We start from the raw sequence: 23,042 nt of genomic DNA on the forward strand, positions 1-23,042 counted from the left end.
GGGAGGAAGGAAGGAAGGAAGGAAGAGAGAGGGTCAGAGTAGTTGCTCTCCCTCTCTCGACCAGAGCCGATGGCTCATTGAACAAGAAGCGTCAGTCCCAGGTGCCGAGGCGAACGTAGCCCTTCAGCAGGGCCCGAGCGATGATGTAGTGCTGGATCTCGTCCGTCCCCTCGTAGATGCGCGTCACACGCACATCGCGATACCAGCGCTCGATAGGTAGCTCCTTGGTATAGCCCATGCCACCGTGAATCTGCAGCGCCCGATCGACCACGCGGTTCACCATGTTCGAGCCGTAGAGCTTGGCGATACTGGCCTCGTAGCGGTTGTCCAGTCCCTGATCGGCCTTCCAGGCGGCGTGCAGCGTCAGCCACCTGGTCGCCTGTATCTCCACCGCCGAGTCGGCCAGCATCCACTGAATAGCCTGGCGCTCAGCAATCGGCTTGCCAAAGGTAACGCGCTGGCGGGCATAATCGATGGCCATCTGCAGCAGGCGTTCAGCGGTGCCGACGGCGCGGGCTGCGATCAACCAGCGGCCCTGGCCGATCCATTGCATGCCCAGTGAGAAACCCTGGCCAACCTCACCCAGTACATGATCCTCGGGCACACGCACGTTATCGAAAAACAGCTCGGCCGGTGACCAGCCGCCCATTGTCGGAATCGGGCGCGAGGTCCAGCCCATAGCCCGATCCACCAGGAAGCAGGTCACGCCCCCCTTCTGAGGGGGCTTCTCCCGATCGGTGACGGCAAAGACCATAGCGAAGTCGGCCTCGTTGCCGTGGGTGATGAAGACCTTCTGGCCGTTGATGACCCAGTGGTCGCCCTGCTTGACGGCGGTGGTACGGATGGCCGAGGGATCGGAACCGGCCCCCGGCTCGGTGAGGGCGAAGCAAGAGATGCGCTTCCCTTCGATCACGGGAATCACGTATTCTCGCTTCTGCTGCTCGTTACTATAGTGAAGAAGGATATTGTCAACGCTGCCGCCGAAGCTAAAAGGCACAATGGTGCGCCCCAGCTCCATCTGAACCAGGGCAGTCATCACCGACCCCAGGTTGGCGCCGCCATACTCCTCCGGCGTGTTAATGCCCCAAAAGCCCAGCTCCTTGGCCTTGAGCTGCAGGGCCCGGTAGCGCTCCGGTTCAATCCCCGTCGGGTAACGCCCTTCATTGCGTAGGACCTCGTGCTCCAGCGGCATCAGCTCACGCTCGACAAACTGGCGCACGGTCTGCTGAATCAGCTTCTGCTCCTCTGTCAGGGAGAAATCCACGCTGGCCTCCTTGTCGCGCACTAAGGGGAGACGTCAACTCAGGTCGCCCTGGCAAGATTATAGCACGCCTGTCGGGTGGGCGGGCGGGCGGTCGAGCGGGGACTGACTGGGCGCTGCCTTTCTCCCGACACGGCCCTCGTCTGCTTGCTAACTCATGGGCCTACCTGAATGACTGACGTGGGGCGTCCAGGCTCATGAGGGCAAGAAAGGAGTGGCTTATGCGTGCGATTCGTGATTGCGCTGATCATCCCTTGCACTGGCGCGAGGGAACCCTCCGTAGCCATCGGCTGCAGGCGGGAGAAGAGACGCTGGCGCTCATCAGCTTTCAGCGGCTCGCAGGCACCACGGCGCTGGCTGAGGTGGCCGAGGGGCGCTACTGCTTTGAGCGCCGCGGCCTCTGGCTGCCGCAGGTGGCCGTCCGCCAGAATGACGAGCGAGGCGAGGAGCTGGCCGTCTTCGAACCCCAGCTTTGGAGTCGCGACGGCATCCTCATCGGCCTGCGCGGCCCCCTCTATCGCTGGAGTCGTGTCCATGAAGGGCGCGACAGGGAGGGGACTCTCCCCTGTCCCTGTTGGGAATGGCAGGATCTGACCGAGCGTCCCCTCCTGCACTTCAATCAACTCGTCTGTCTTCCCCACACGCGTATGAGTGGCCTGTTAACGATCGAGCCGGCAGCCGCCCAACTGAGCCTCCTGCCCCTGCTGGCCACGCTCGGCTGGTACCTGCTGGTGCTCTACGAGCATGGGGCCACCAGGCCCCTGCCCGAGATCCATTCACCGCGACCGCGCCGCTGACCCTGACCTGCTAAGGCGGGGGGAGCGACAGACGGGCAGCAGAGGCGTAGGTCAGGCTGGGATGGGGTGAGACGAGCGAGGTATCAGGCTGGTCTTGACCTGCGCCTTTCCTGCCGGGCCATCCCTGTGGCCCTCTCTATTGGCCCGGACCGCAGGGCCGCTTTCAAGGCCGCTTCTGGGCGCACCTCTGCTCTGGTGGGCGAGACAGGCGAGGTCCCCCAGGGCAGCGGGACCAGGGTCCGGCTGGCGTCTCGAGCCACGAGCGACGAGCCAGACCCATTATGATATACTGGCTGTAGTGTGAGTAATCATCGCAGATAAAGCACTGGCTCCCCTAATCTAACCTGGGAAAGCGGAAAGGAAAGTTGCTTCTCTATGGACAGTCAACAGGGTCTGCAGTTGCCACCTGACTTTTTCTATCATCGCCTGTCCAATGGTCTAGAGATTATCGGGCAATACATGCCCAGTTTGCGCTCGGTGACCTTTGGTTTTCAGCTTGATGCGGCGGTAATTCACGAGCCGGAAGACAAGAGCGGACTGGCCCATCTCTTCGAATACATGCTATTTCAGGGAACCAAGACGAAGGATGCTCGCACGCTGAACGAAGCCTTCGAATCGCTGGGAGCGCGCAAAGGAACCAGCACGACGTTGGAGACAACCCAGGTATGGGCCCAGATCGTGAATACCAAACTGGATGCCACCCTCGACCTCTTTCACGAAGTGCTGCTGACGCCAACCTTTCCCCGCGATGAGCTGGAACAGATGCGCAATATTATTCTGCAAGAGATTCGACGGCGCGATGATGAGCCAATGAGCCGCATCTTCGATCTGGCCCGCTCCCATTTCTACACCGGCAGCGCCCTCGGACGCCAGCTTTACGGAACGGCTGAAAGTGTGCGCTCTCTCCAGCAAGAAGACCTGCTGGCCTTCTGGCAGGAGCGCTATCGCCCGAATAATGCCCTGCTCTCGATCGCCGGCAATTTCGAATGGGAGCAGGTCGTAGCCAGAGTGGAGAGGCTCTTCAGCGACTGGCAGGGGGTCGCCAGTCCATCGCCGGAACAGCATCCGCGCCCCGCCAACACGGTTATTCTGGAACACCAGGAGGGGAAACAGGAACACCTGGGGCTGATGGTGCCCTTCCCGAACTATACCCACCCCGACTATTACGCCGCCCAGATCATCGGCGAGGCTCTCGGCGGCAATATGGCTTCGCGTCTCTTCGTCGAAGTACGTGAAAAACGTGGCCTGGTCTACAGCGTTTCGGCGGGCCTGAGCAGCAATAAGGCGATTGGAGCATTACGCATCTACGCCGGCACCACCCCTGAACAGGGACACGAATGCCTGGCGGTCATCCTCAACGAGCTGCGCCGCTTGCGTGAGGAGGGCCTCAGCGAGGATGAGCTGGAGCGCGCCCGCGTGCAGCTCAAGAGCGAGCATATTATGCGCAGCGAAGGTTCAGGCTCGCGTATGAGCGCTAACGCCCGCTCCTGGTGGTATGAACGCCGCCTGCGCACACCCCACGAGGTCAAAGAGGCCATCGACGCCGTGACCTCCGAGCAGGTCATGCGCGTGCTGCAGGAGTTCTCTCCCCTGGAGCCATTGACGGTGGCCGCCATCGGCCCCCTCAGCCGCGAAGAGCTGATCGGCGATCTGCTTCCCTTTGCCTGATCTCTCTGGCCGAAGCGCCTTCGCTACCGCCGCTATCTTGACTTTCGCTTCTTCTCGACGTACAATTTCATATGTCCATATGGATATATGGCTGGAAGCAAATCCTGGTTACCCCTGCAGGAGGGCCGGCGCCGGCCTGGCGGCTCGTTCGCTGACCTGATGGGGCGTGGAGCTGGACTGGAGGGCCTGGCCTGTGGCTGGTTCAAGCGCTGAGGGCCTCGGGCGAAAGGGGCGACGAGGGGGCCGGGAGTGGTTTCGTTCCACGAGCAAGGAGCAACAGCTATGGTCGCACCAGCCTTGCAGAGCGAAGAAGCTCTTTTGAATCGTATTCGCAGGCAGCAGCTCGTTGAAGCGGTGGAGCACATGAGTCCGCTCTACCTTGAAGGGATCAAGCGTATCCTGACGGTCTCCGCCGACACCGAGCTGATCAGCGCGCCTGCCTACTATCATGCTGCCGTGCATGCCCCCACCTTGAACGCCTTTGGCTCAGCTGTTGCCATCATTCAGGACGAGCTTGGGCACGCGCACATCGCCTATCGTCTCCTGCGTGATCTGGGCGTTGACACCGAGCAGCTCATTTTTGAGCGCGACCCACGCCAATTCAAGTACCCCTATGCCTTTGACGTACCTCTCGACAACTGGGTGGAGCTGATCGTTGCCAATGCTTTCTACGATCGAGCCGGCTATGTCCTGCTCAGCGATATCTACCATAGCACCACCTTTGGGCCGTGGAAGCGGGCGCTGGTGAAAGTCGATAAAGAAGAGACCTTTCACCTGCGTCACGGTGAGCAATGGATGAGGCGCCTCAACGCTACGCCCGAGGGGCATGAGCAACTGCAGCGTGCTGTTGACTGGATGTTCCTGCTGACCGTCGAATGGTTTGGCCTGCCCGATGACCTCAAGAAGCACAGCGAGCAGCTAGAGTACGGTTTCAAAGGGCATACCAACGATGAGCTGCGCCAGATCTGGATGTCGACGGCGGTGCCGCTCTGTCAGGAGCTGCAACTGAAGGTGCCGGCGCACTACGATCCGGAGCAGCAAAAATATGTTCTGGACTGTCCCTTCCCGGCGCACTTCGATGCTAAAGCCAAGCGCTGGCTGCTAGAGGAAGGTCCCTGCAGTTGGGACGATGTCCTCAGGCGCTGGAAGGCGCGTGGTCCGGCCAATGAAGAGTTTGTCGGTCTGATTCAGCGCGGCAAGCGCGAGATGCTGCGTCTCTTGGAGCAGGAGCCATGACGGCGGTCTATCCATCGCTGCGAACGCATCCTGCCGACGATCCCAGTTGTCCGGCCCTCTGGGATGCTCTGCGCGAGGTGACCGATCCCGAGATCCCGATCAGCGTTGTTGACATGGGACTGATCGTCGATCTGCGGCAGCATGAGGGACGAGTCGATGTCAAGCTGACCTTTACGGCCCTGGGCTGTCCCGCGATGGAGTTCATCATGGACGATATTCGGGCCCGCCTCTTGCGCGAGCCAGGGGTGCGCGAGGTACAGATCGAGGTCGTCTGGACCCCTGTCTGGAGCAAGGAGCGGCTGAGTGAGGAAGGCATCGAGCTGATGCGGACCTGGGGGATCTCGGCATGAAGGAGAGAAGCGACTCTGCACCGGCTACGACCGCCGGAGAGGCCGAGACCGGGATCGCTCAGGAGCGGCCCCGGCGCGAGTCTCTCAATGAGCGGCGCGTCTGGCATGTCTATGCGCGGCGCAAGTACGACGAGCCTCTGCATGAGATCGGCAATGTTGTGGCCGATGATGTGGAGCTGGCTCGGGTCTATGCTCGCAGCATCTACGACGAGTTTACCTGGATCGAGATGGTGCTGGTACCGCGCGACTGCATTGTAACCGTGATTGCTCCCTGATCCGCCAGACCACCGCCCGCCCGACTGGGCCACCCTGGGCCGCTGGGGAAGGCTCCCGCGGCCTGCGCTGGTCCGAACTCGTGCGGCGGACCTCGATCTGGTGCGAGCCTGGAGCGTTCTCTGGCGAATCTCGGGCCTGCCTGAGAGGAGCCTGTCTAGAGGGGAAAGCCGTAGCCGAATCTACGGTATCTACGGTACCGCCCGATGAAAGAGGCGGCGGCTTTCTCCTCTGATGGACAGAGGGAGCTGGCTGCTATGTCTGGTACTGCTGCTGCCCGCATCGATAACGCGGCCCTCTTCGCAGTGCTGGCCTCGCTGGCGGACAATAAGCAGGCGATGGGGCGGCGCTATGCCTACTGGGCAAACGGGGCACCCGCCCTGGAGGCCGCTGTGGCTGCTGCGGCCATGACCCAGGATGAGATCGGCCATGCGCGCACGCTTTATCCGTTGCTGGAAGACTTCGCTCAGGCCGCCGCAGACCCGCGTCAGGTGGCGCCGGAGACGCGGACGCTGCGCTATCACCTGGCCTTTCTCGATCGCGAGTTCGCCGGCTGGTCCGATTTCGTGGCCACGAACTTCTTGCTGGATGGGGCGTTGACAACCTTTTTTGAGGCCGCCCAGCGCTCGGCCTATGAGCCTTTGCGCCAGCGTGCCTGCAAGATTGTTCAGGAGGAGCAGGTCCATCGCGCCCATGCTGAGGGCTGGGTAAGACGCCTGGCGAAGGCCGGCGGCGCGGTTCGCCGTGCTTTGATCTCTTCGCTGCAGCGCCTGTGGGAGGAAACGCTCTGCTGGTTCGGCCCCGATGATGACCCGGTGATGAACCAGCTCTATCGTGAAGGGTTGATCGATGCTCCGCCGGCAGAGCTGCGCAGCCGCTATCTGCAGCGGGTGATGCCGTTGCTCGAGAGCCTGGCTATCGAGATGCCCGCTCGCTTCGATCCCGAGAGCAAGCGCTGGCAGCCGGCCCAACCCCTGCCCTGGGCGCGCTGGGAGGCCGAAAGTCGCCGCCTCTCTCTCTCCGACCAGCCGGCCCAACCCGGGGAGGAGAAACGGCCATGAGCGAAGAGACCGCCTCTGGACAGTTCACACCTGAGTGGCGCTCGTCCGGCGGAGGGCGACCGCGCTGTCCTTTCTGCGGTTCAACGGAGACCGAGTTGTTCTCTCTCTTCGGCCAGCAGTTGTTGACTGCCCAATATTATTGTAATGGGTGCCATACGCCCTTTGAATACATCAAAGGCGATGATGTCCTTGAAGATGCACGGGCGAAGCTGACTTCGCCTGAAGAGTAGAAAGGAAGAGCAGCGATGACGACGACGACAGAGCGCGAGCGGACGCTGGTCAACTATAGTGTGAGCGATGGCGTGGCCATTATCGAGCTGACGAATCCTCCGGCCAATACCTATAGCTATGAGATGATGCGCCAGCTCGACGAGGCGATCCTGCAGGCGCGCTTTGATGAGAACGTGCATGTGCTGGTCTTGCGTGGGGCGGGCGAGCGCTTCTTCTGTGCTGGGGCGGATATCAGCATGCTCAATTCGGTCTCGCCGACCTACAAGTACTATTTCTGCCTCCATGCCAATGAGACCTTGCTGAGGCTGGAGCAGACTCCCAAGCTGGTGATTGCTGCTCTCAATGGTCACACGGTCGGTGGCGGCCTGGAGATTGCTCTGGCCTGCGATATTCGCATTGCGCGCCGCAATGCCGGCAAAATTGGGCTGCCGGAGGTCTCGCTCGGCGTGTTGCCCGGCACCGGCGGCACGCAGCGCCTGGCCCGGGCCTTGCCGAAAAATAAGGCGATCGAGCTGATGACCGAGGGCAAACTGATTAGCTTTGAGGAGGCCCAGGAGCTGGGTCTGGTCAATTACATCTACGAGTCCGAAGGCTATTGGGAGCAGGTCATGGCCTACGCCCGGCGCTTCTGTCCGCCTCAGAGCGCCTCGCGCACGGTTGGCCGCATCAAGCGAGCGGTGCAGTCGGGGGCTGAGATCGCCCTGGCCGAGGGCCTGGCCCTGGAGCGGGAGCTGCAGCAGCTCTGTTTCCAGAGCGAGGATGCCAAGGAGGGCCTGGCCGCCTACCTGGAGAAACGCCAGGAGAAGCATTTCACGGGACGCTGAGCGAGTCGGCTACCTCTCTTGCCAGAGAACGTTCCATTCTACTCTCTATCTATAGCTGGCTCAGCGATGTAACCCGATCTGTGTGTGGACCGGGGAGGGCCTGATGGCGGTAGCGCAGTGGACACCTGTGCCTTGCCACCTTCGCTGTCGCTGCCAGGCCCTCCTTCACTCTCCCGCTTTACGCGCACGGCCTGGCGATGCTACAATAGTGATCAACTTTGGCCGGGCATCTTCTTTCTGGCAGGTGCTAGCAGAGAAAGGCTATGGCGGAGATCCATCTGCGGGAGCGCGATGGCGTGCTCTGGCTTATTCTCGACCGCCCGCCGCTCAATATTTTGACGATTGCCACCCTGGACGAGATGACGCGCGCCCTGCGGGCTGCCGTCCAGAAGCCGCCACGCCTGCTGGTGATTACGGGAGCGGGCGAGAAGGCTTTTAGCGCTGGGGTGGATATACGCGATCATCTCGATGGGCGGGAGCGAGAGATGTTGCGCGCCGTCTACGATAATTGTGCCGCCTTCGAAGAGCTGCGAAGGCGGGGGATTCCGACGGTCGCTCTGGTCAAGGGCTATGCCCTGGGCGGGGGCTGCGAATTGGCCGCCCTCTGCGATACAGTGATTGCTCGCGAAGACGCCGTCTTTGGCCTGCCCGAGGTAACGCTCGGGGTCTTCCCGCCGGTGGCTGCTGCTTATTTCCCCTCTCTGATTGGCTATCAGGCTGCGATGCGTCTGATCCTGACCGGAGAAACCCTTAAGGCGAGCGAGGCCTTTCGTCTCGGCCTGGTCCATCAGGTGCTGTCGGCCCGGCGCTTCCTGAGCGAGGCCGAGGAGCTACTGGTCATGCTGGCGACGCTGGGCCAGCGCCACCAGACCTGATAGTCGTCTCTGCTTCTCCGCCGCCGGACCATGCCTTGGTTGCGCTGGTCCCTGCTCTCTGCCCCTGAGTGCTCCTACAGGACCAACCGCTCTGCCCGCTCCTGGCAGGGTGCTCAGAGGCCGGAGCTGGCGGTTAGCTCTCCTGTGCTGCCTGTGGCCGTGCCGGTGTGAGTTGAGAGGGAGGAACAAACGGGGTGGCCTGGCCTCCTTCATTGTCCAAAACAGGCTGAGGCGGCCTTGTGAGCTGCGCGTCTGCCATCCAGCCCCATCTTACGCATCCTTCTTTCGCTCTTTCTTCTTTCCCTGTCCAGGTCGAGGGAACTTTCTGCCAGCCTTCAGCGTTTCTTCCTTGAAAGCAGCAGCCTCAGCAGAAGTGCCCTGATAAGCTGGGCAACGAAGAGATTGTTGGGCTTAAGGAGATCAGGTATGAGTCGCAGAAAAGCTTTTGGTATTCGCTGCAGATCGTGGTGGCTAGTCATTGTACCTGCCTTGGTGGCGCTGCTTGTGGGACTGAGCGCCTGCGGTACCAATTCTTCAACGGCGACCGGTGGGGCCGGTCAGCCGACTGCCTCGCCGACCAGGAGTACTACGACGCCTACTGCCACCGTTGTCAAAGGCTATGGCACCAGTCATGGCTGTCCCAGCGATGTTGTGGTCAACGCGGCCCTGCCGGCGCAAGCCGTAGTCGTCAAGAGCACCCAGAATGGGCAGACGATTAGGGTGAGCCGTGGCTCGCTGGTAATCTTTGAGCTGCCCTTTGGCCAGCGCTGGCAGACGCCAGCAGGCTCCCAGGGGGTCCTGGAGCTGCAGCAGCCGGCGGGCTATGCCTCCCAGGAAGCTCGCGCCTGCATCTGGCGTTACGTGGCCCAAGGCAGCGGACAGAGCGAGGTCGTCTTTATCGCCCGCGCTCTCTGTCAGCCGCATCAGCTCTGCCCGCAATATGTTCTCCGCCTTTCCTTCACTGTTGCTGTCCAGTAGGCGCCCGGTGAAGGGTCAGGAAAGAGCCTACCTGAGCGGGAGAGCGAGACCTGAGGCGCTCTGCTCGCTGGCATGGCCTGCTTTCGGGCTTGTAGGGCCAATGCGAGGCTGATCCGCCTGCTGGCTTCGCCTGGATGGACAGAGGGTGGCTCCCTTAGGGACTCTCCGTTGCTTGCCCGGCTTCCGGCTCGCCGGTAGTCGTGGCTGCCTGCTGCTCGAGGTCAGGATCGGCATCTGTCTCGCGTAAGGATGGAAGCCGGGGCAGCAGCCAGCCCATGCTGAGGCCCTGGACAAGCAGCGTGAAGAGGATAACGGCCCCGGTCGAAGCCAGGATCAGCGGGCGCTGCGGCAGGGTCAGCGGCAGCGCCAGGGCCAGAGCCAGCGAAAGCGCGCCGCGCAGTCCTCCCCAGAAGATAACTAGCTGCCAGGCGAAGGGAAGTCTGCCCTTGCGTCCGGCAATGGTCAGCCAGGAGCGGGCGGCCAACAACAGCACTAACAACAGGCGGGCCAAGAGCACGACGCCGATGGCCAGGGCCGCGCTGAGCAGACTGGAGGCCGTCCCTCCTGGCAACGGCGGCAGCGCGAGCGGGTTCAACTGAACGCCGACCAGCAGGAAGAGGAGCGCGTTGGCGATAAAGGCCACAACGCTCCAGAAAGTGTCGACCGCGGCTCGCGTGCTCGCCGACATGCTAAAGCGCCGACCGTAATTTCCCAGAAGCAGGCCGGCCACGATCACAGTGATGATGGCCGAGAGATGGAGGCGATCCGCCAGCAGATAGAGGCCGTAGGCAGCCAGGATCGTCAGGCTGATTTCGCTCAGGGCGTCATCGATGTGACGCAGAAGCTGGCAGAGCAACCAGCCACCAAGAAGGCCCAAGATCAGAGCACCGCCACCCTCTAGCAAGAGAAGCGACAGTCCCATGAGGGGGAGGGGCAGAGCAGCGCTGGAGCCATCCGGCCCCGGCGAGGAGGCCAGCAAGACGACGGCCAGAAAGACTTGATAGAGGGCGCCCGCCACGCCATCATTGAAGAGACTTTCCCCCTCGATGATCACCGAGAGACGCTCGTCGAGATGGAGCTGGCGAAAGAGACTCAGAACAGCCACGGGATCGGTGGGCGAGAGAATAGCCGCCAGCAGAAAGGCGATTCCCCAGTCGATACCTTCCAGCCAGTGGAGCAGGGCGGCGATCAGACAAAGCGAGAGAAGTAGGCCCGGGCCCGCGAGAAAGAAGATACTGCGCCACTCGCTCTTGAGGAGCTGCCAATTCAGCGACCAGGCCCCTTCGAAGAGCAAGGCCGGCAGGAAGACAAAAAGTACCAGTTCAGGATCCAGATGGAGTGGAGGGAGAAGGTGGAGTGCGCTTAAGAGCAGTCCGACGATCACCAGGCCCAGCGTATAGGGAACAGCGATCCAGCGTGTCACCAGAATTGTCGCCAGCGCGATGAACAAGAACAGGACAAGGTAGCTCTCTAGCAACGTAATCGACATGCCCGCAGCCCCCTTTCCCCAGGCTAATGATAGAGGTCGCTGCGCCTGCCGGCCTCGGCTCCATGCTGGGCTTCCGGGCCGTCCCTGCTCTAGCTGGCTGGCCCGAGCCTGAGACCTTTGGCCAGGGTTCTTCCCCGTGAGGATTCCAGGCCAGGGAGGTCGATGCCGGGCCGGGCATCACGGAGAGGCGGCAGCCAAAGGCGAAGATCTCAGCAAAGCAAAGAAAAAAAGAAGAGTGCCGGGGCCGACCAGACTTCCCGGCACTCCTCAGTCTGCGAGTGAGAACACAACCTGTGCTTCCGACGCTTGTACATTCCAGTATAGAGGAGAACACCCCTGGCTGGCAAGGGGTGTTGCCGATTGAACGAAGCGACGTGCTCTCATGTGGAAGCTGGCCGGTTCTCTGGCTGCGGCCGAAACAGCGTCACAGCAGATCAGGCAGGTAGGAGGGGGACAAGAATTTCCAGCGCGCGCCCCGATCTGCTTGTCAGTGACCGTCTCCTCCTCTATAATGAGGGCGGCAATTATTGATCTTTCAGGAATTATCCTGTTTGCAGCCCCTGGCTTCAGCCAGGAACAAGCTTCTTGCGGTCCCAGCGGTCCGGGCGCGCTCAAGGGCTGATTGGCGGCGGCCCGCCGTCCTGGCAGGCTGGAAGGCCAGTCATGAAAAAGAACCCCCGCCCTCCTGTGAGGTGAAACAAACTGTGGCTGCAAGGCTATCCCTGCAGTGCTTTTGACCTCATCAAGCAGGATAGGACAAAGGAGAGCAGCGTCAAACCCATCAGAGCCGAAAGGAGGAAGCCGCCTTCCTCCCCTGGGAGCATCCAGGGGTCTCCAGCGGCAAGTCTCTATGGACGTTGAGGGAGCATATACACTCCAGGCAACTCCTGAAGAAATATGGAAGTGTCTGATGGATCAGCAGGTTCTTCGCCAGGCTCTGCCCGGGGTAGAGCATCTGGAAGCTTTGGGCGAGAATCGCTATGCCATCAGGCTGGCCGTCAAGCACGCGCCGCTGCGAGGCAGTTACGAGGGAACGGTCACGATCTCTGATCAAGAATACCCGCACTGCTATCGCATCATTGTCGAAGGTGAAAGCCGCCACGGTCCCGTTCGGGGCGAAGGTTGGGTGCGCTTGCTGCGGCGTGAGCACAATACCGTTGTCTCCTACCAGGGAGTTTTGAACGTAGGGCGGGCCGGTCTGCTGCCTGTGCCAGTACTGCGCGGCACAACCAAAATGCTCATTCAGCAGTTTTTCCTGAGTCTGGCCGATCAGCTGCGCGTGATGCGTCCACCTGAGGTCGCCGGCGCCTCCGACTTAGCGGCGTCGTCCGACCAGAGTGAGGCTCAGCGTCAAGCTCAGGTCTGGTCGCCCGACTCCCTCGCCTCTGGCGAGCCGGCTCTACTGATCAGGGGCAGGACGCCGCTCCATCGTCTGGTGCAACGCCTCCACCTCGGCGGCGGCGATCCGCGAGCAGAAGAGCGCTGGGTCCAGACGATCCGTCGCACGGCCATGCTGGCGGCGCTGCTCTTGCTCGTCTGGGTAGGAACCAGGCTGCCCCGAAAATAGCTCTGCTTGCTCGTCCGTCTGTCTGCCTACCTGATCTCCCCCTCGTGCGAAGGCCGGCAGCAAGATGAGAGCAGGGCTGGAGGGAGCGTCGATCCCTCTGCTCCCCTTCATATGCTGCAGTGTAGGCACCAGTTCAGGTCAGATCGAGAGCGACGGAAAAGGAGGCCGTTCCTGACTACCCGCCTTCGTCCTCACTGACCTGCCGGTGCCTCGCTTCTCCTCTCTTTTTGCCCTGTTCACCTCGCCAGGCGGGCGGGAGGCCAGACGAGGCCGCGACCGCATGCTCCAACCCACCAACCCACCAATCAATCAATCGACCAGAGAGGGAAGGCTGCCCTCTTCGGCTCTCATCCCGTGCAACCGTTCAGGTCGCTGAGGTGTACCCAGGCTTCCCTGTCTGAGGGTCCGCCGCTCTCTGCGCCCCGCCTCATCATGGGCCTGTTTGCTCGGGGGAGGAGCGCGCGATCGTGTTTATCTCCCTCACGCGCGGCCAGTATTGTCTCTCTCGCTCTCGCTCGCGGTCAGGCTATCCGTTCTTCCTGAAAGGCCGCCCGAGCCGCCTGGTGGCGACCGACTCTACTGGCGGCGGCTGAGGTAACTACGCACGCAGAGCGAGAAGAGTAGGTAGCCCAGGTAAAAGGAGACCAGATATTGCAGGAGGTCGAAGAGGCCCGCTAAGGGGCTATCCCAAACGATGTAGCCGCTCGCGGTCGCCGCTCTGGCGTAATCGAAGAGCGCCCGTAGCAGCGGCGTGACCACCATAAGCGCGATTGCCACCCAATGCCAGCCGGGGCGTTGCCAGAGGAGCCAGATCGCCAGGTAACCGATCCCTCCATAGATAAAGATGGCAGGAATATAGAAAGGCAGAGGCAGATGGAGAACCAGGCCGGGCAGGGTATAATGCCACAAGTGCAGATAGTAGGCCAGCAGATCGGCCAGCAGATTGAGAACGGCCATCAAGAGGCCGCCGAGCAACGCCGCCAGGGTCGGCACGCGCCCCGGGCGGACAAAGAAAAGCACGGCGAGATAGACCAGCAGAATAAAGGGCACATCCAGCACAAGATAGGCGACCAGATCCATCAACGAGAAAGAACCTCCCAACGCTGAGTCAGTTGTAATATTATGGTAAAAATTTTGCCACTCTGCCAGCCGGCGCCGCTTGCGAGCGCAGGTGCTGCCGCGGGCCTGGCGCTGGCAGGGAAGGGAGCCTACCTATGCCTATCCTACCCCTACGTATTGCCCTGGCACAGATCAACGTCACAGTCGGCGACCTCGACGGCAACGCCGAGAAAATCTGGATGGCCATGCGTGAGGCGCATCAGGCTGGAGCGCACATCGTCTGCACGCCGGAGCTGGCGCTCACCGGCTATCCTCCCGAGGATCTGCTTCTCAAACCCGGCTTCGTCTCGGCCAACCTGCGCCGCCTGCAGTGGCTGATCGAGCGCAGCAAAGAGCTGCCCGGTTTGACGGCAGTCATCGGCTGCGTCGATCGCGACGAAGACATCTACAATGCGGCTGCCGTCTTAGGCGATGGGCGCCTCTACGGCACCTACCATAAACACTATCTGCCAAACTATGGCGTCTTTGACGAGTATCGCTACTTCCAGGCCGGGCGAACAGCCCCACTCTTCCTCATCAACGGTGTCCATGTAGGCATTACGATCTGTGAGGACATCTGGTATCCGACTGGGCCTTTGACGCTGCAAGCCCATGCCGGGGCCGAAGTGATTCTCAACATCAACGGCTCGCCCTATCATGCTGGCAAGCGTCATTTCCGCGAGCAGATGCTGGCAACGCGTGCCGCCGATAACGGCCTCATTGTGGCCTACCTGAACCTCGTCGGCGGGCAGGACGAGCTGGTCTTCGACGGTGGCAGCATGGTTTTCAACGAGCAGGGGCGACTGATCGCCCGTGCCAGGCAATTTGAAGAAGATCTCCTCGTAGTTGACCTTGACGTCGCCTCCGTCTTTCGCTCGCGATTGCACGATCCCCGTCGGCGTCAGGAGCGGCTAGAGCTGCGCCCGGAGGAGGTGCCCTTGATCGTTGTCTCGTCCGAGAGCCTGCCGCCGCCGACGCTGGACGGACGTCCCCTGCTTGGCGCCAGCCAGCGTGTCGAGCCGCCTTTAGACAGCCTGGCCGAGATCTATGCCGCCCTCGTTCTGGGAACACGCGACTACGTGCGCAAAACCGGCTTCAGCAAGGCCGTCGTTGGACTGTCGGGAGGCATCGACTCCTCTCTGACTGCCGTCATCGCCGCCGATGCCCTGGGACCCGAAAACGTCCTTGGCGTCTCCATGCCTTCGGCCTACTCCTCCGAAGGAAGCAAGACCGATGCCCAGCAACTGGCCGAGAATCTGGGCATCCAGCTAATCACCGTACCCATTGAAGAGATCTTCCGCACCTCGCTGCGCGTCATGGCGCCCGCTCTCGGTGAAGGAGACCACGGCCTGGCTGCAGAAAATCTGCAGGCGCGCATTCGCGGCAACATCCTGATGACCATTTCCAACAAGCTCGGGCCAATCGTCCTGACCACCGGCAACAAATCGGAAATGGCGACCGGCTACAGTACCCTCTACGGCGACATGGCCGGCGGCTTTGCTGTCCTCAAGGACGTGCCCAAAACCCTGGTCTACGAACTGAGCCGCTACCGTAACTCGCTTGGCGAGCGTCCGGTTATTCCGCAGAGTGTCCTGGAGAAAGCGCCCTCTGCCGAGCTGCGTCCAGGCCAGAAAGATACCGATAGCCTGCCGCCCTACGAGCTGCTTGATCCGGTTCTCCAGGCCTATGCGGAGGAAGACCGCGGCTTTGAAGAGATAGTAGCGATGGGATTTGATCCGGAGCTTGTCGAGCGTGTCATGCAGCTTGTTGATCGGAGCGAATACAAGCGCCGTCAGGCCCCGCCAGGAGTGAAGATCACCCCACGAGCCTTTGGGCGTGATCGTCGCCTGCCCATTACCAACCGCTACCGCGAGCGGCCCGAAAGATAGAGGGAGGTGCCGCCGCTTCCTGCACCGGGCGAGCGGCATTCTCCACTGCGGACCCCTGGCCTGGCCTCTGGTCGCGGGCGGTGGTGAGCGGTTAAAAAAGCTGTCGGCTGCGTTCCTCCTATAATAGAGGTTAGCTGATCTGGTATACTTAGAACTACCAACCGGTGCATTGATCGTCCCTGTGAGTAGCGCAAGGGCCGGGCTAGAGGAGGGGCCACGGCTGACGAGGTGGGGGCTGTTCGGAGCAATCAGCGGGGAGCCCCCAGGGGAGATCACTTCCCTGTGAAGAGGGCGCACAAAACTGGCTGGTAACGGCCAGGACAAAACGCTCTCAGTGATATAGCTGGAGCAGGGCTATTCCGGGCGGAAGCGCGCCCCGTCCAGGCACCGGGGGCGGGCCAGTTTTGTCAGCCTGGAGCAAACCTGTTCTCTCTATACCACACCACAGACGGAAAGGATACCCTGCCTCATGTGCGGGATTATTGGCTACGTCGGTGCTGCGGGCACCGATGTTACTTCCATTTTGCTCGATGGGCTGCGCCGACTCGAATATCGAGGGTATGACTCCACCGGCATCGCTGTCCTCACTGCCAGCGGCGAGCTGCAGGTCTGTCGTCGCGCGGGCAAGCTGGCCAACCTGGCGGCGGCGGTCGAAAACGGGGCCCGACCGGCCCCTGGCTCCCTGGGGATCGGTCATACCCGCTGGGCTACCCACGGGCGCCCCAGCGATACCAACGCCCACCCTCATGCCGACTGCAGCGGGCTAATCACCGTGGTGCATAACGGCATCATCGAGAACTACGCTGAGCTGCGCCAGCGTCTGGAGCAGGAAGGGCACTGCTTCCATTCCGAGACAGACACCGAGGTGTTGGCCCACCTCGTCGAGCGAGCCTATCGAGGCGAAGCCCAGGGTAACCTGCTGGAAGCCGTGCGCCTGGCCCTGCAGCCCGTGCGCGGCTCCTATGCCATTGCCGTCCTCTGTCGTGAGCAGCCCCAACTCCTGGTTGGCGCACGCTATAACGGTCCTTTCCTGGTCGTGGGCCTGGGCGAGCGCGAGCACTTTCTGGCCTCCGACATTGCCGCCTTCCTCAAATATACGCGGCGAGTTGTGATTATCGATGAAGGGGAACTGGTGGCCCTGCGGCCCGAGGGCATCACTATCCAGCGTCTGGATGGCACCTTTGTCGAGCGGGTTCCCACGACCGTCGAGTGGGATGCCGAGGCTGCCGAGAAAGGTGGCTATCCTCACTTCATGCTCAAAGAAATCTACGAGCAGCCAGAAGCCTTCAAACGTTCGCTGCTGGGGCGGGTGCGCGCTGGTCAGCTCGCCCTGCCGGAGTTGGAAGCCCTCCAGAGAGCGGGAGCCTTGGAACAGGTCAGGCGCATAGTCATTGTGGCCTGTGGCACCTCCTACCATGCGGGTCTGGTAGCCAAGTATGTGATTGAGCGCTGGGCGCGTCTCCCCGTCGAGGTCATCACGGCGGGCGAATTCCGCTACGCCGATCCCCTTGTTGGGCCGGATACCCTGTGCATCGCCGTCACTCAGTCGGGAGAGACCGCGGACGTGCTCGTCAGCGCGCGCCAGGCACGTGAGCAGGGAGCCCCGGTCGTGGCCATTACCAACGTTGTCGCCAGCGCTGTAACGCGGCTGGCCGACGCCGTGCTCTACATCCAGGCTGGGCCGGAGATCTGTGTTGTAGCCACCAAGACCTTTATCGCCACCCTGGCTCAGCTCTACCTGCTCGGCCTCTTCCTCGGCCTCCAGCGCGGCCACCTGCGGCCCGAGCAGGTAGCCGAGGTTCTGGAGGCCCTGGAGCGGCTTCCTGGACAGATCGAGCGGATTCTCGAGCGCGCGGCGGCAGCCGATGATCCCATCGCGCCGCTGGCGCGCGAGCTGGCCCCGCTGCACAGCGTCATGTTCATCGGGCGCGGCGTTGGTTATCCTACGGCTCTGGAGGGAGCGCTCAAGCTCAAGGAGGTCTCCTACATTCACGCCGAGGGCTTCCCGGCTGGTGAGCTTAAGCATGGCTCCATCGCTCTGCTCGATCCGCAAACCCCGCTGGTAGCAGTGGCCACGGCCTCCCGCGTCTACGAAAAGGTGGTCAGCAACATGCAGCAAGTGCGAGCACGCGACGCGCGGGTGATTGCCGTAGCGACCGAGGGAGACGAGGCTATCCGCGCGCATGCCGACGTCGTGCTCTATGTGCCACCAACGCTGGAAGAGCTTAGCCCGGTGCTGGCCGCCATTCCGCTTCAGCTCCTGGCTTATCACGCGGCGGTCACCCGCGGCTGCAACGTTGACCAGCCGCGCAACCTGGCTAAGTCGGTCACGGTCGAGTAGGAGAGCGGCAGACAGGGAGGGCGTGACCGGCCTATCTGCCCCGTCCGCGACCAGCGGCGCGAACCCTCGGACGGGCACGGCAAGGGAAAGATCGTCAGTCAGCTCCCTGTCAGAAGAAGCAAGGGAGCGCTTCCCTACCCAGGGAAGCGCTCCCTCTTCGTTGCGAGGTGGTTGCAGTCGGAGGACTGTGAAGGAAGAAGTGTTGCAGGATTGGGCAAATGGTCTTTGAGTCTGCAGCGACGGACACGGGCAGGGCGGCGTCCCGAGAGCGGTGCAGAGTCTGTGGCTGTCCCGCTTTAGATGCCCATGATGCGATAGACGTAGTTCTGGGTTTCGGCTGGTAGACAGCTCAGCCAGCCAGCGCCGCAGGCGTTAAGGGCGTTTTGGAGGTTGCCGGAGCCAGCATTGTAGGCGGCCAGGGCTTTGGCGTAGTCGCCGCCGTAGCTGCGGGCGTAGCTAGCCATGAGGCGTGCGGCCCCGCGCAGGGCCTCGACCGGGTTCCAGGGATCGATGCCCAGGCCGGCGGCGGTACTGGGGAGAAACTGGGCGATGCCTACGGCGCCGGCGGGCGAGACGGCATATGGATTGAAGCCGCTCTCGACATTGATCTGGCGCACGAAGTAGACCGGCGAGATGCCGGCGTCAAGGGCGGCCTGCTGGGCGATGGGGACATAAGGGCTGTTGGGAATCGTCATGAAAGGCAGGTTGGCCGGATTGAAGTTAAAGAGAGGTGTGCTGGCATTATTGCCGTCCATCGGCTGCTGATGAGCGGCGATCTGCCAGGCGTTTTGCTGACTCTGAATCCATTGCCTGATCCCACCGAGAAGGGGAGCGGCGTTTCCTCCGGCCAGCGGCGAGAGCGTGAGCATCGTCACCAGGATGGCCGTGGCCAGGACCGTGAGAATGATGCCCTGGCGCTGGCGGGCGCTCAGGCGCCGCGGATTGACGGGCGCCTGCACCGGCTGGCGAGGATGCTCGGCGGGAATGACCACCATGCGTCGTGGCGACTGAAGTGTCGCTTGCAGAGCGGCGAACAGGTCGGCCAGGTTGCCAGTCGTCTGAGGCTGCGGCTGAGACTGGAGCGGTAGCCCGGCAAGCTGATCGGTCGTGCCCGAGCGCTCAGCCAGGGCCGCCGTCGAGCGAGGCGCCTCTGTCGCAACAGGTAAGGGCGCCGGCGGCGCCGCCAGCTCAGGTCCCGTGGTGGGGGAGAGCGCCATGTACTGATCGGTCGTTGGCGTCAGGTCCCTCCGCAGCGGCTCCGTCGTGAAAGGGGAACCAACACCAAAGACATCGGCCTGGCCTTGAGACGGCCCGAAGCTGGCTGTATTGGGAAGTGGGCCAGTCGCTGGCAGGGAGAGCGGTTTCAAGGGGAGAAATTGGCGGCGCCCGCTCTCGCTTGGCGCTGCCATGGCCTGTGGTCCTAAAGGCACCGATTCTGAAGCCGAACCTGCTAAGTGCGCTCCTTTTGCCTGCTCGCCCGCCGACTCTGGCTCACTAACATCCTGAAACGGCGGGAACGGGCGAAACTGCGGCATGTCTGATCAACCTCGCTGCTCTGCTGACGTTTTACCTGGTTGTGAGTCTACCTGCATAGACCAATGTGTGTCAATTTAGCCACGCGCAGGAGCAGCGCAAATTAGTACCAAACTCCCAAACACCGGCCCCAATCTTAACCCGGACTGTCGACCTGCCTCAAATGCTGCAAGAACTCCTATTATCGATCAGTAACAGAGAGAGGACTCCTCTCAACTGGCTGACAGCTCGGGGCTTGGCGGCGCTGCGGCTCCCAGTAGCTCGCTGGCCTGCCAGGCGCTGAGGCTGGTGCGCAGGGCCGCCAGAATGGCCTCCTGAGTTGGAGTGGTAGCCTGGAAGGGGGCTTCTGGCCGCGGCCTGGGAAAGCCCAGATAGAGCAGGGTGCGCGCGAGACTGAGAGCTTCATAGTAGCTGGCACTGGCCAGAGCTTCTAAGAGCACGGGCAGGGCGAATTGCAGGCGCCGACGCGGCAGCAGGCGAAGCAGGTCACTGCTATCGGCGACAACGCTGTTGCGCGCCCAGGGCAGGGCATCGTAGTCGTTGGCGACGGCCTGGGGTGCGCCGATGGCTCTGACAAGCAGGCGTGCGGCTCTCTGGGGAGACTCAGGTCCCAAGAGGCGCGTGAGCGCCATAGCGGCCCCCAGGCGGGTGATTGGAGCTTCGTGGGCCTTGAGAAGAGCGAGGAGGCAGGCCCGCACGGGCGGTTGTGGACCGGCAAGCTGAGCCAGGGTCAGGGCCAGCCCTGCTCGGAGGCGAGCTTCCTCTTCCTCATCCAGGCGACGCAGAAGAAGGGGTAGCAGCCTTGCCCGCTCCTCGAAAAGCCAGGAAAGCAGGTAGAGGCTGTGCAGACGTACTGATGGCTCGCTGGCCTCCGCCAGCTCTGTATAGAGCGGCAGGCCCGTTAGCAAGGCAGCCCGCAGGCTGGCCTGGTTCCTGGCGGAGGACGTGGCGCCCGGCGTTGCCGGCTGTGGGCGCGCTAGCTCGGCCAGAAGCATCACCAGCGCGGCCCGCTCCGGCGGCTCCGGCTGACGTAGCAGGTTCAGCAAAGCCATGACAATGGTTGCCTTGTCCTCCCCCGACCAATCGCCCTTAAACAGCCGGTAGAGAGTCACGCTGCGACGCGGTAGGTCTTCCTGGGCTAGCCCCTCCAGCAGGGAAGGCAGGATCGAGGGGGCGCTGATTTCTGTTGAGGCTATCTTCTCGCTTGTCATCCGTGGGCCACAACTTTCCGTTGCTGGCAGGAGAGCCTGCTCGGGCCATCCGCTTCACCTGTGACCGGCAAGGGCCGACCGTCTAGTGCTCTCCCACTCGAACATATTTTCTGGATCTCTTCTCTCATTCTCAGACTGCCAGGCGAAAACGGAGAGCGCAAGAAGATGTTAAAGCGATCGAGCTTCAAAGACTGCTAAAGAGGCAAAAGATGTCTGGGCGGCTGTTGGTCAGTGGGGGTCGATGATGAAGGCCGAGGTCAAGGCCGGCTGGACAATTAACTGGCGATAGATCTCTCCCATGCGCTCGGGCGAGTAGGGCATGTCGTGCTCGATCCACCACTGGATCAGCGCAATGGAGGAGGCGACCAGATGGTGAGCGGCGATTTCCGCCGGAACCGGGCTGTCGGGGCGCGGCTGGTGCTGACGCAGGACGTTTTCGCTGCCGCGCTGGATCACGTGCTGGACAAGCGAGGCCGGCCCGCGGCTGCCAAGCAAGACCCGGACCACCTGGCTGTGGTCGGCGACGTAGCGAAAGATGAGCTGGCCAAGAGTACCCGGATCGCTTCCCGGCTGCTGCCCGAGCAGAATGTCCAGCAGCTCGTTGATGACCACATCGGCTACATCACGCAGCAGTTCATCTTTATCGCGATAGTGCCGAAAAAAGGTAGCATAACCGATATCTGCGCGCTCGGTGATGTCGCGAATGGTAATGGCCTCATAGCCTTTTTCCGCGATCAGAGCCAGCAGAGCCTGCGCCAGCAAGTTCTGCGTGCGCTTCACGCGCCGGTCCCGGACGTGCATGGCTGAGATATCTGCCTCCCCCAGCAAAAAGAACTGCTCACCGCACCTTCTGCGGCCAACGGCAGAGCTTCCCTCTGTACCGTGCTATTATAGCACGTCCGCAGAGCTGACGCGCGCCTGGTCCATCTCGCGTGCCGCTTTCCCTCCTCCCCCGTCTCATAGATTTGATATTATGAATATACTATGATATACTATGTATCACAAGAACGATAAAGACCGGCGGTCTGTTCGGTGAAAGTGAGGCCCAGAAGTCAGGAAGGAGGCCAGACATGGAAGGTCATTTCCAGGCTATCAGAGCGCCAGAGCGTGAGGGCCAGGGCGCGCCGGGGGAGGTGGGCGAGCTGGTGTGCTGGGGGGGAGAACAAAAGACGGCCCGTGAGGTAGAGCCGGCTGAGCCGGCGATCGCCTGTGATCGGCGGGGAGTCTGGCACGTGCGGACCTTCAAGGAGGCCAGAGCCATCCTGCGCAGCAGTGCCGTACGGCAGGCTGGTTTCAAGGCCGAGGTGCTGGCCCGCCTGCCCCAGCTCATGCGCCTGCCGTTACTCTTCAGCGATGGCCAGGAGCACCAGCAGCAGCGGCGGCAGACGGCCCGCTTTTTTGCTCCGCGCGTCGTCAGCCAGCGCTATCGGAGCCTCATGGAGGAAGTGAGCGAGCGCCTGATCGAGGATTTGCAGCGAAAGAGGAGAGTTGACCTCAGCCGTCTGACTCTGGAGATGGCCGTACGGATTGCTGCCGAGGTTGTTGGCTTAACCGATAGCCTGCTGCCGGGTATGGCGCGGCGGCTGGAAGCCTTCTTTCGCTATCCCATTCAGCCTTTAGGTCTCGATCCGCGGACCTGGCTCAATTTTGTGGGCCTGCAGTGGGCGGTTCTGCGCTTCTACTGGCTCGACGTGCGTCCGGCCATCCGAGTCCGGCGTCGTCAGCCTCGCAACGACGTTATCTCCCATCTGCTGGCCCAGGGCTACGGCCCGCGCGAGATCCTGACCGAGTGCGTCACCTATGGGGCTGCGGGCATGATCACCACGCGGGAATTCATCGGCGTAGCGGCCTGGCACCTGTTAGAGCAGCCGGCCTTGCGTCAGCGCTTCCTGCAGGCGCCGGAGGAGGAGCGCCTTGCCCTGCTAGAGGAGATACTCCGCCTGGAGCCGGTGGTGGGCCACCTCTATCGTCGTGCCGGCCAAGAGCTGGCGCTCGTCGGCGCCTCCGGCGAGCAGGTTCGCATTCCGGCGGGGACATTGCTTGACCTGCACATTTACGCCATCAACGCCGACGAAGGTATCGTAGGAGCGCAGCCGCGGCGGCTCTGTCTGGGGCGGACCCTGCGGGAAGAGCGTGTTCCGCCCTCGGTCATGGGCTTTGGCGATGGGACTCACCGCTGTCCTGGCGCGCCCATAGCCTTGCAAGAAAGCGACATCTTCTTGCGGCGCCTGCTGGCCCTGCCCGGCCTGCGCCTTGAGCGTCCGCCGCGGCTACGCTGGAACGAGCTGATCTGCGGCTATGAGATTCGCGATTTCATCGTAGCGCTAGAGGGAGGCTCCGAGGAGGAAGCGACCTCGTGA

General features: G+C 62.2%; 21 protein-coding genes. 15 read left to right on the forward strand and 6 right to left on the reverse strand.

Going from position 1 to position 23,042, the window contains the following annotated elements; genetic code table 11:
* Window positions 1–91: 91 nt before the first annotated feature.
* On the reverse strand, window positions 92–1,264 hold the full coding sequence (locus ACFMO7_RS20115; protein WP_376797270.1) for an acyl-CoA dehydrogenase family protein: 1,173 nt from the start codon (window positions 1,262–1,264) through the stop codon (window positions 92–94).
* A gap of 218 nt (window positions 1,265–1,482) precedes the next feature.
* Here ACFMO7_RS20115 and ACFMO7_RS20120 point away from each other — a divergent pair, with 218 nt between their 5' ends.
* The 11 genes from ACFMO7_RS20120 (at window position 1,483) to ACFMO7_RS20170 (ending at window position 9,554) form a co-directional block, all read left to right on the forward strand.
* Window positions 1,483–2,058 (forward strand): hypothetical protein, encoded by a 576-nt coding sequence (locus tag ACFMO7_RS20120; protein WP_376797271.1) that lies wholly within the window; start codon window positions 1,483–1,485, stop codon window positions 2,056–2,058.
* Between the two features lie 375 nt (window positions 2,059–2,433).
* Entirely contained in the window at window positions 2,434–3,726 is a 1,293-nt protein-coding gene (locus ACFMO7_RS20125; RefSeq protein WP_376797272.1) for a M16 family metallopeptidase, read from the forward strand.
* Between the two features lie 87 nt (window positions 3,727–3,813).
* A complete protein-coding gene (locus ACFMO7_RS20130; RefSeq protein WP_376797273.1) occupies window positions 3,814–3,939 on the forward strand; it encodes a hypothetical protein in 126 nt (41 codons plus the stop codon).
* Window positions 3,940–4,008: 69 nt separating this feature from the next.
* Window positions 4,009–4,962 carry a Phenylacetic acid catabolic protein gene (locus ACFMO7_RS20135; RefSeq protein WP_376797274.1) on the forward strand — a complete coding sequence of 318 codons (954 nt, stop codon included), beginning with the start codon at window positions 4,009–4,011 and terminating at the stop codon, window positions 4,960–4,962.
* Entirely contained in the window at window positions 4,959–5,312 is a 354-nt protein-coding gene (locus ACFMO7_RS20140; RefSeq protein ID WP_376797275.1) for a metal-sulfur cluster assembly factor, read from the forward strand. Before ACFMO7_RS20135 ends, ACFMO7_RS20140 begins: the two co-directional genes overlap by 4 nt.
* The gene (locus ACFMO7_RS20145; RefSeq protein WP_376797276.1) at window positions 5,309–5,587 is read left to right on the forward strand and encodes a hypothetical protein; all 279 of its coding nucleotides are present in this window, start codon (window positions 5,309–5,311) and stop codon (window positions 5,585–5,587) included. Before ACFMO7_RS20140 ends, ACFMO7_RS20145 begins: the two co-directional genes overlap by 4 nt.
* A gap of 255 nt (window positions 5,588–5,842) precedes the next feature.
* Window positions 5,843–6,646 (forward strand): Phenylacetic acid catabolic protein, encoded by an 804-nt coding sequence (locus ACFMO7_RS20150; RefSeq protein WP_376797277.1) that lies wholly within the window; start codon window positions 5,843–5,845, stop codon window positions 6,644–6,646.
* The gene (locus ACFMO7_RS20155) at window positions 6,643–6,876 is read left to right on the forward strand and encodes a hypothetical protein (protein WP_376797278.1); all 234 of its coding nucleotides are present in this window, start codon (window positions 6,643–6,645) and stop codon (window positions 6,874–6,876) included. Before ACFMO7_RS20150 ends, ACFMO7_RS20155 begins: the two co-directional genes overlap by 4 nt.
* 15 nt (window positions 6,877–6,891) lie before the next feature.
* The gene (locus tag ACFMO7_RS20160; RefSeq protein ID WP_376797279.1) at window positions 6,892–7,701 is read left to right on the forward strand and encodes an enoyl-CoA hydratase/isomerase family protein; all 810 of its coding nucleotides are present in this window, start codon (window positions 6,892–6,894) and stop codon (window positions 7,699–7,701) included.
* A gap of 263 nt (window positions 7,702–7,964) precedes the next feature.
* The gene (locus ACFMO7_RS20165; RefSeq protein ID WP_376797280.1) at window positions 7,965–8,576 is read left to right on the forward strand and encodes an enoyl-CoA hydratase/isomerase family protein; all 612 of its coding nucleotides are present in this window, start codon (window positions 7,965–7,967) and stop codon (window positions 8,574–8,576) included.
* 426 nt (window positions 8,577–9,002) lie between these two features.
* Entirely contained in the window at window positions 9,003–9,554 is a 552-nt protein-coding gene (locus ACFMO7_RS20170; RefSeq protein ID WP_376797281.1) for a hypothetical protein, read from the forward strand.
* A 154-nt stretch (window positions 9,555–9,708) separates the two neighbouring features.
* Here the strand turns inward: ACFMO7_RS20170 and ACFMO7_RS20175 are convergent, their stop codons facing one another.
* Window positions 9,709–11,043, reverse strand: coding sequence for a cation:proton antiporter (locus ACFMO7_RS20175; protein WP_376797282.1), 1,335 nt, complete (start codon window positions 11,041–11,043; stop codon window positions 9,709–9,711).
* Window positions 11,044–11,893: 850 nt separating this feature from the next.
* Here ACFMO7_RS20175 and ACFMO7_RS20180 point away from each other — a divergent pair.
* Window positions 11,894–12,610, forward strand: a complete 717-nt coding sequence (locus ACFMO7_RS20180) for a CoxG family protein (RefSeq protein WP_376797283.1) — start codon at window positions 11,894–11,896, stop codon at window positions 12,608–12,610.
* A 576-nt stretch (window positions 12,611–13,186) separates the two neighbouring features.
* On the opposite strand, the gene ACFMO7_RS20185 is transcribed toward ACFMO7_RS20180, so the two are convergent.
* The gene (locus ACFMO7_RS20185; protein WP_376797284.1) at window positions 13,187–13,693 is read right to left on the reverse strand and encodes a hypothetical protein; all 507 of its coding nucleotides are present in this window, start codon (window positions 13,691–13,693) and stop codon (window positions 13,187–13,189) included.
* Window positions 13,694–13,824: 131 nt separating this feature from the next.
* Here ACFMO7_RS20185 and ACFMO7_RS20190 point away from each other — a divergent pair, with 131 nt between their 5' ends.
* Entirely contained in the window at window positions 13,825–15,597 is a 1,773-nt protein-coding gene (locus ACFMO7_RS20190; RefSeq protein ID WP_376797285.1) for an NAD+ synthase, read from the forward strand.
* A gap of 469 nt (window positions 15,598–16,066) precedes the next feature.
* Window positions 16,067–17,938, forward strand: coding sequence for a glutamine--fructose-6-phosphate transaminase (isomerizing) (glmS, locus tag ACFMO7_RS20195; protein WP_376797286.1), 1,872 nt, complete (start codon window positions 16,067–16,069; stop codon window positions 17,936–17,938).
* A gap of 296 nt (window positions 17,939–18,234) precedes the next feature.
* Here glmS and ACFMO7_RS20200 read toward each other — a convergent pair whose 3' ends face one another.
* From ACFMO7_RS20200 to ACFMO7_RS20210, 3 genes are all read right to left on the reverse strand, one after another.
* The gene (locus tag ACFMO7_RS20200) at window positions 18,235–19,347 is read right to left on the reverse strand and encodes a lytic transglycosylase domain-containing protein (RefSeq protein WP_376797287.1); all 1,113 of its coding nucleotides are present in this window, start codon (window positions 19,345–19,347) and stop codon (window positions 18,235–18,237) included.
* 336 nt (window positions 19,348–19,683) lie between these two features.
* Window positions 19,684–20,682, reverse strand: coding sequence for a hypothetical protein (locus tag ACFMO7_RS20205; protein ID WP_376797288.1), 999 nt, complete (start codon window positions 20,680–20,682; stop codon window positions 19,684–19,686).
* A gap of 228 nt (window positions 20,683–20,910) precedes the next feature.
* Window positions 20,911–21,483: a TetR/AcrR family transcriptional regulator gene (locus ACFMO7_RS20210; RefSeq protein ID WP_376797289.1), complete on the reverse strand. Its 573-nt coding sequence runs from the start codon at window positions 21,481–21,483 to the stop codon at window positions 20,911–20,913.
* A 269-nt stretch (window positions 21,484–21,752) separates the two neighbouring features.
* On the opposite strand from ACFMO7_RS20210, the gene ACFMO7_RS20215 reads away from it, so the two are divergent.
* The gene (locus ACFMO7_RS20215; RefSeq protein ID WP_376797290.1) at window positions 21,753–23,042 is read left to right on the forward strand and encodes a cytochrome P450; all 1,290 of its coding nucleotides are present in this window, start codon (window positions 21,753–21,755) and stop codon (window positions 23,040–23,042) included.

Origin of the sequence: Thermogemmatispora sp. (genome assembly GCF_042408735.1) — a bacterium.
GTDB lineage: Bacteria > Chloroflexota > Ktedonobacteria > Ktedonobacterales > Ktedonobacteraceae > Thermogemmatispora.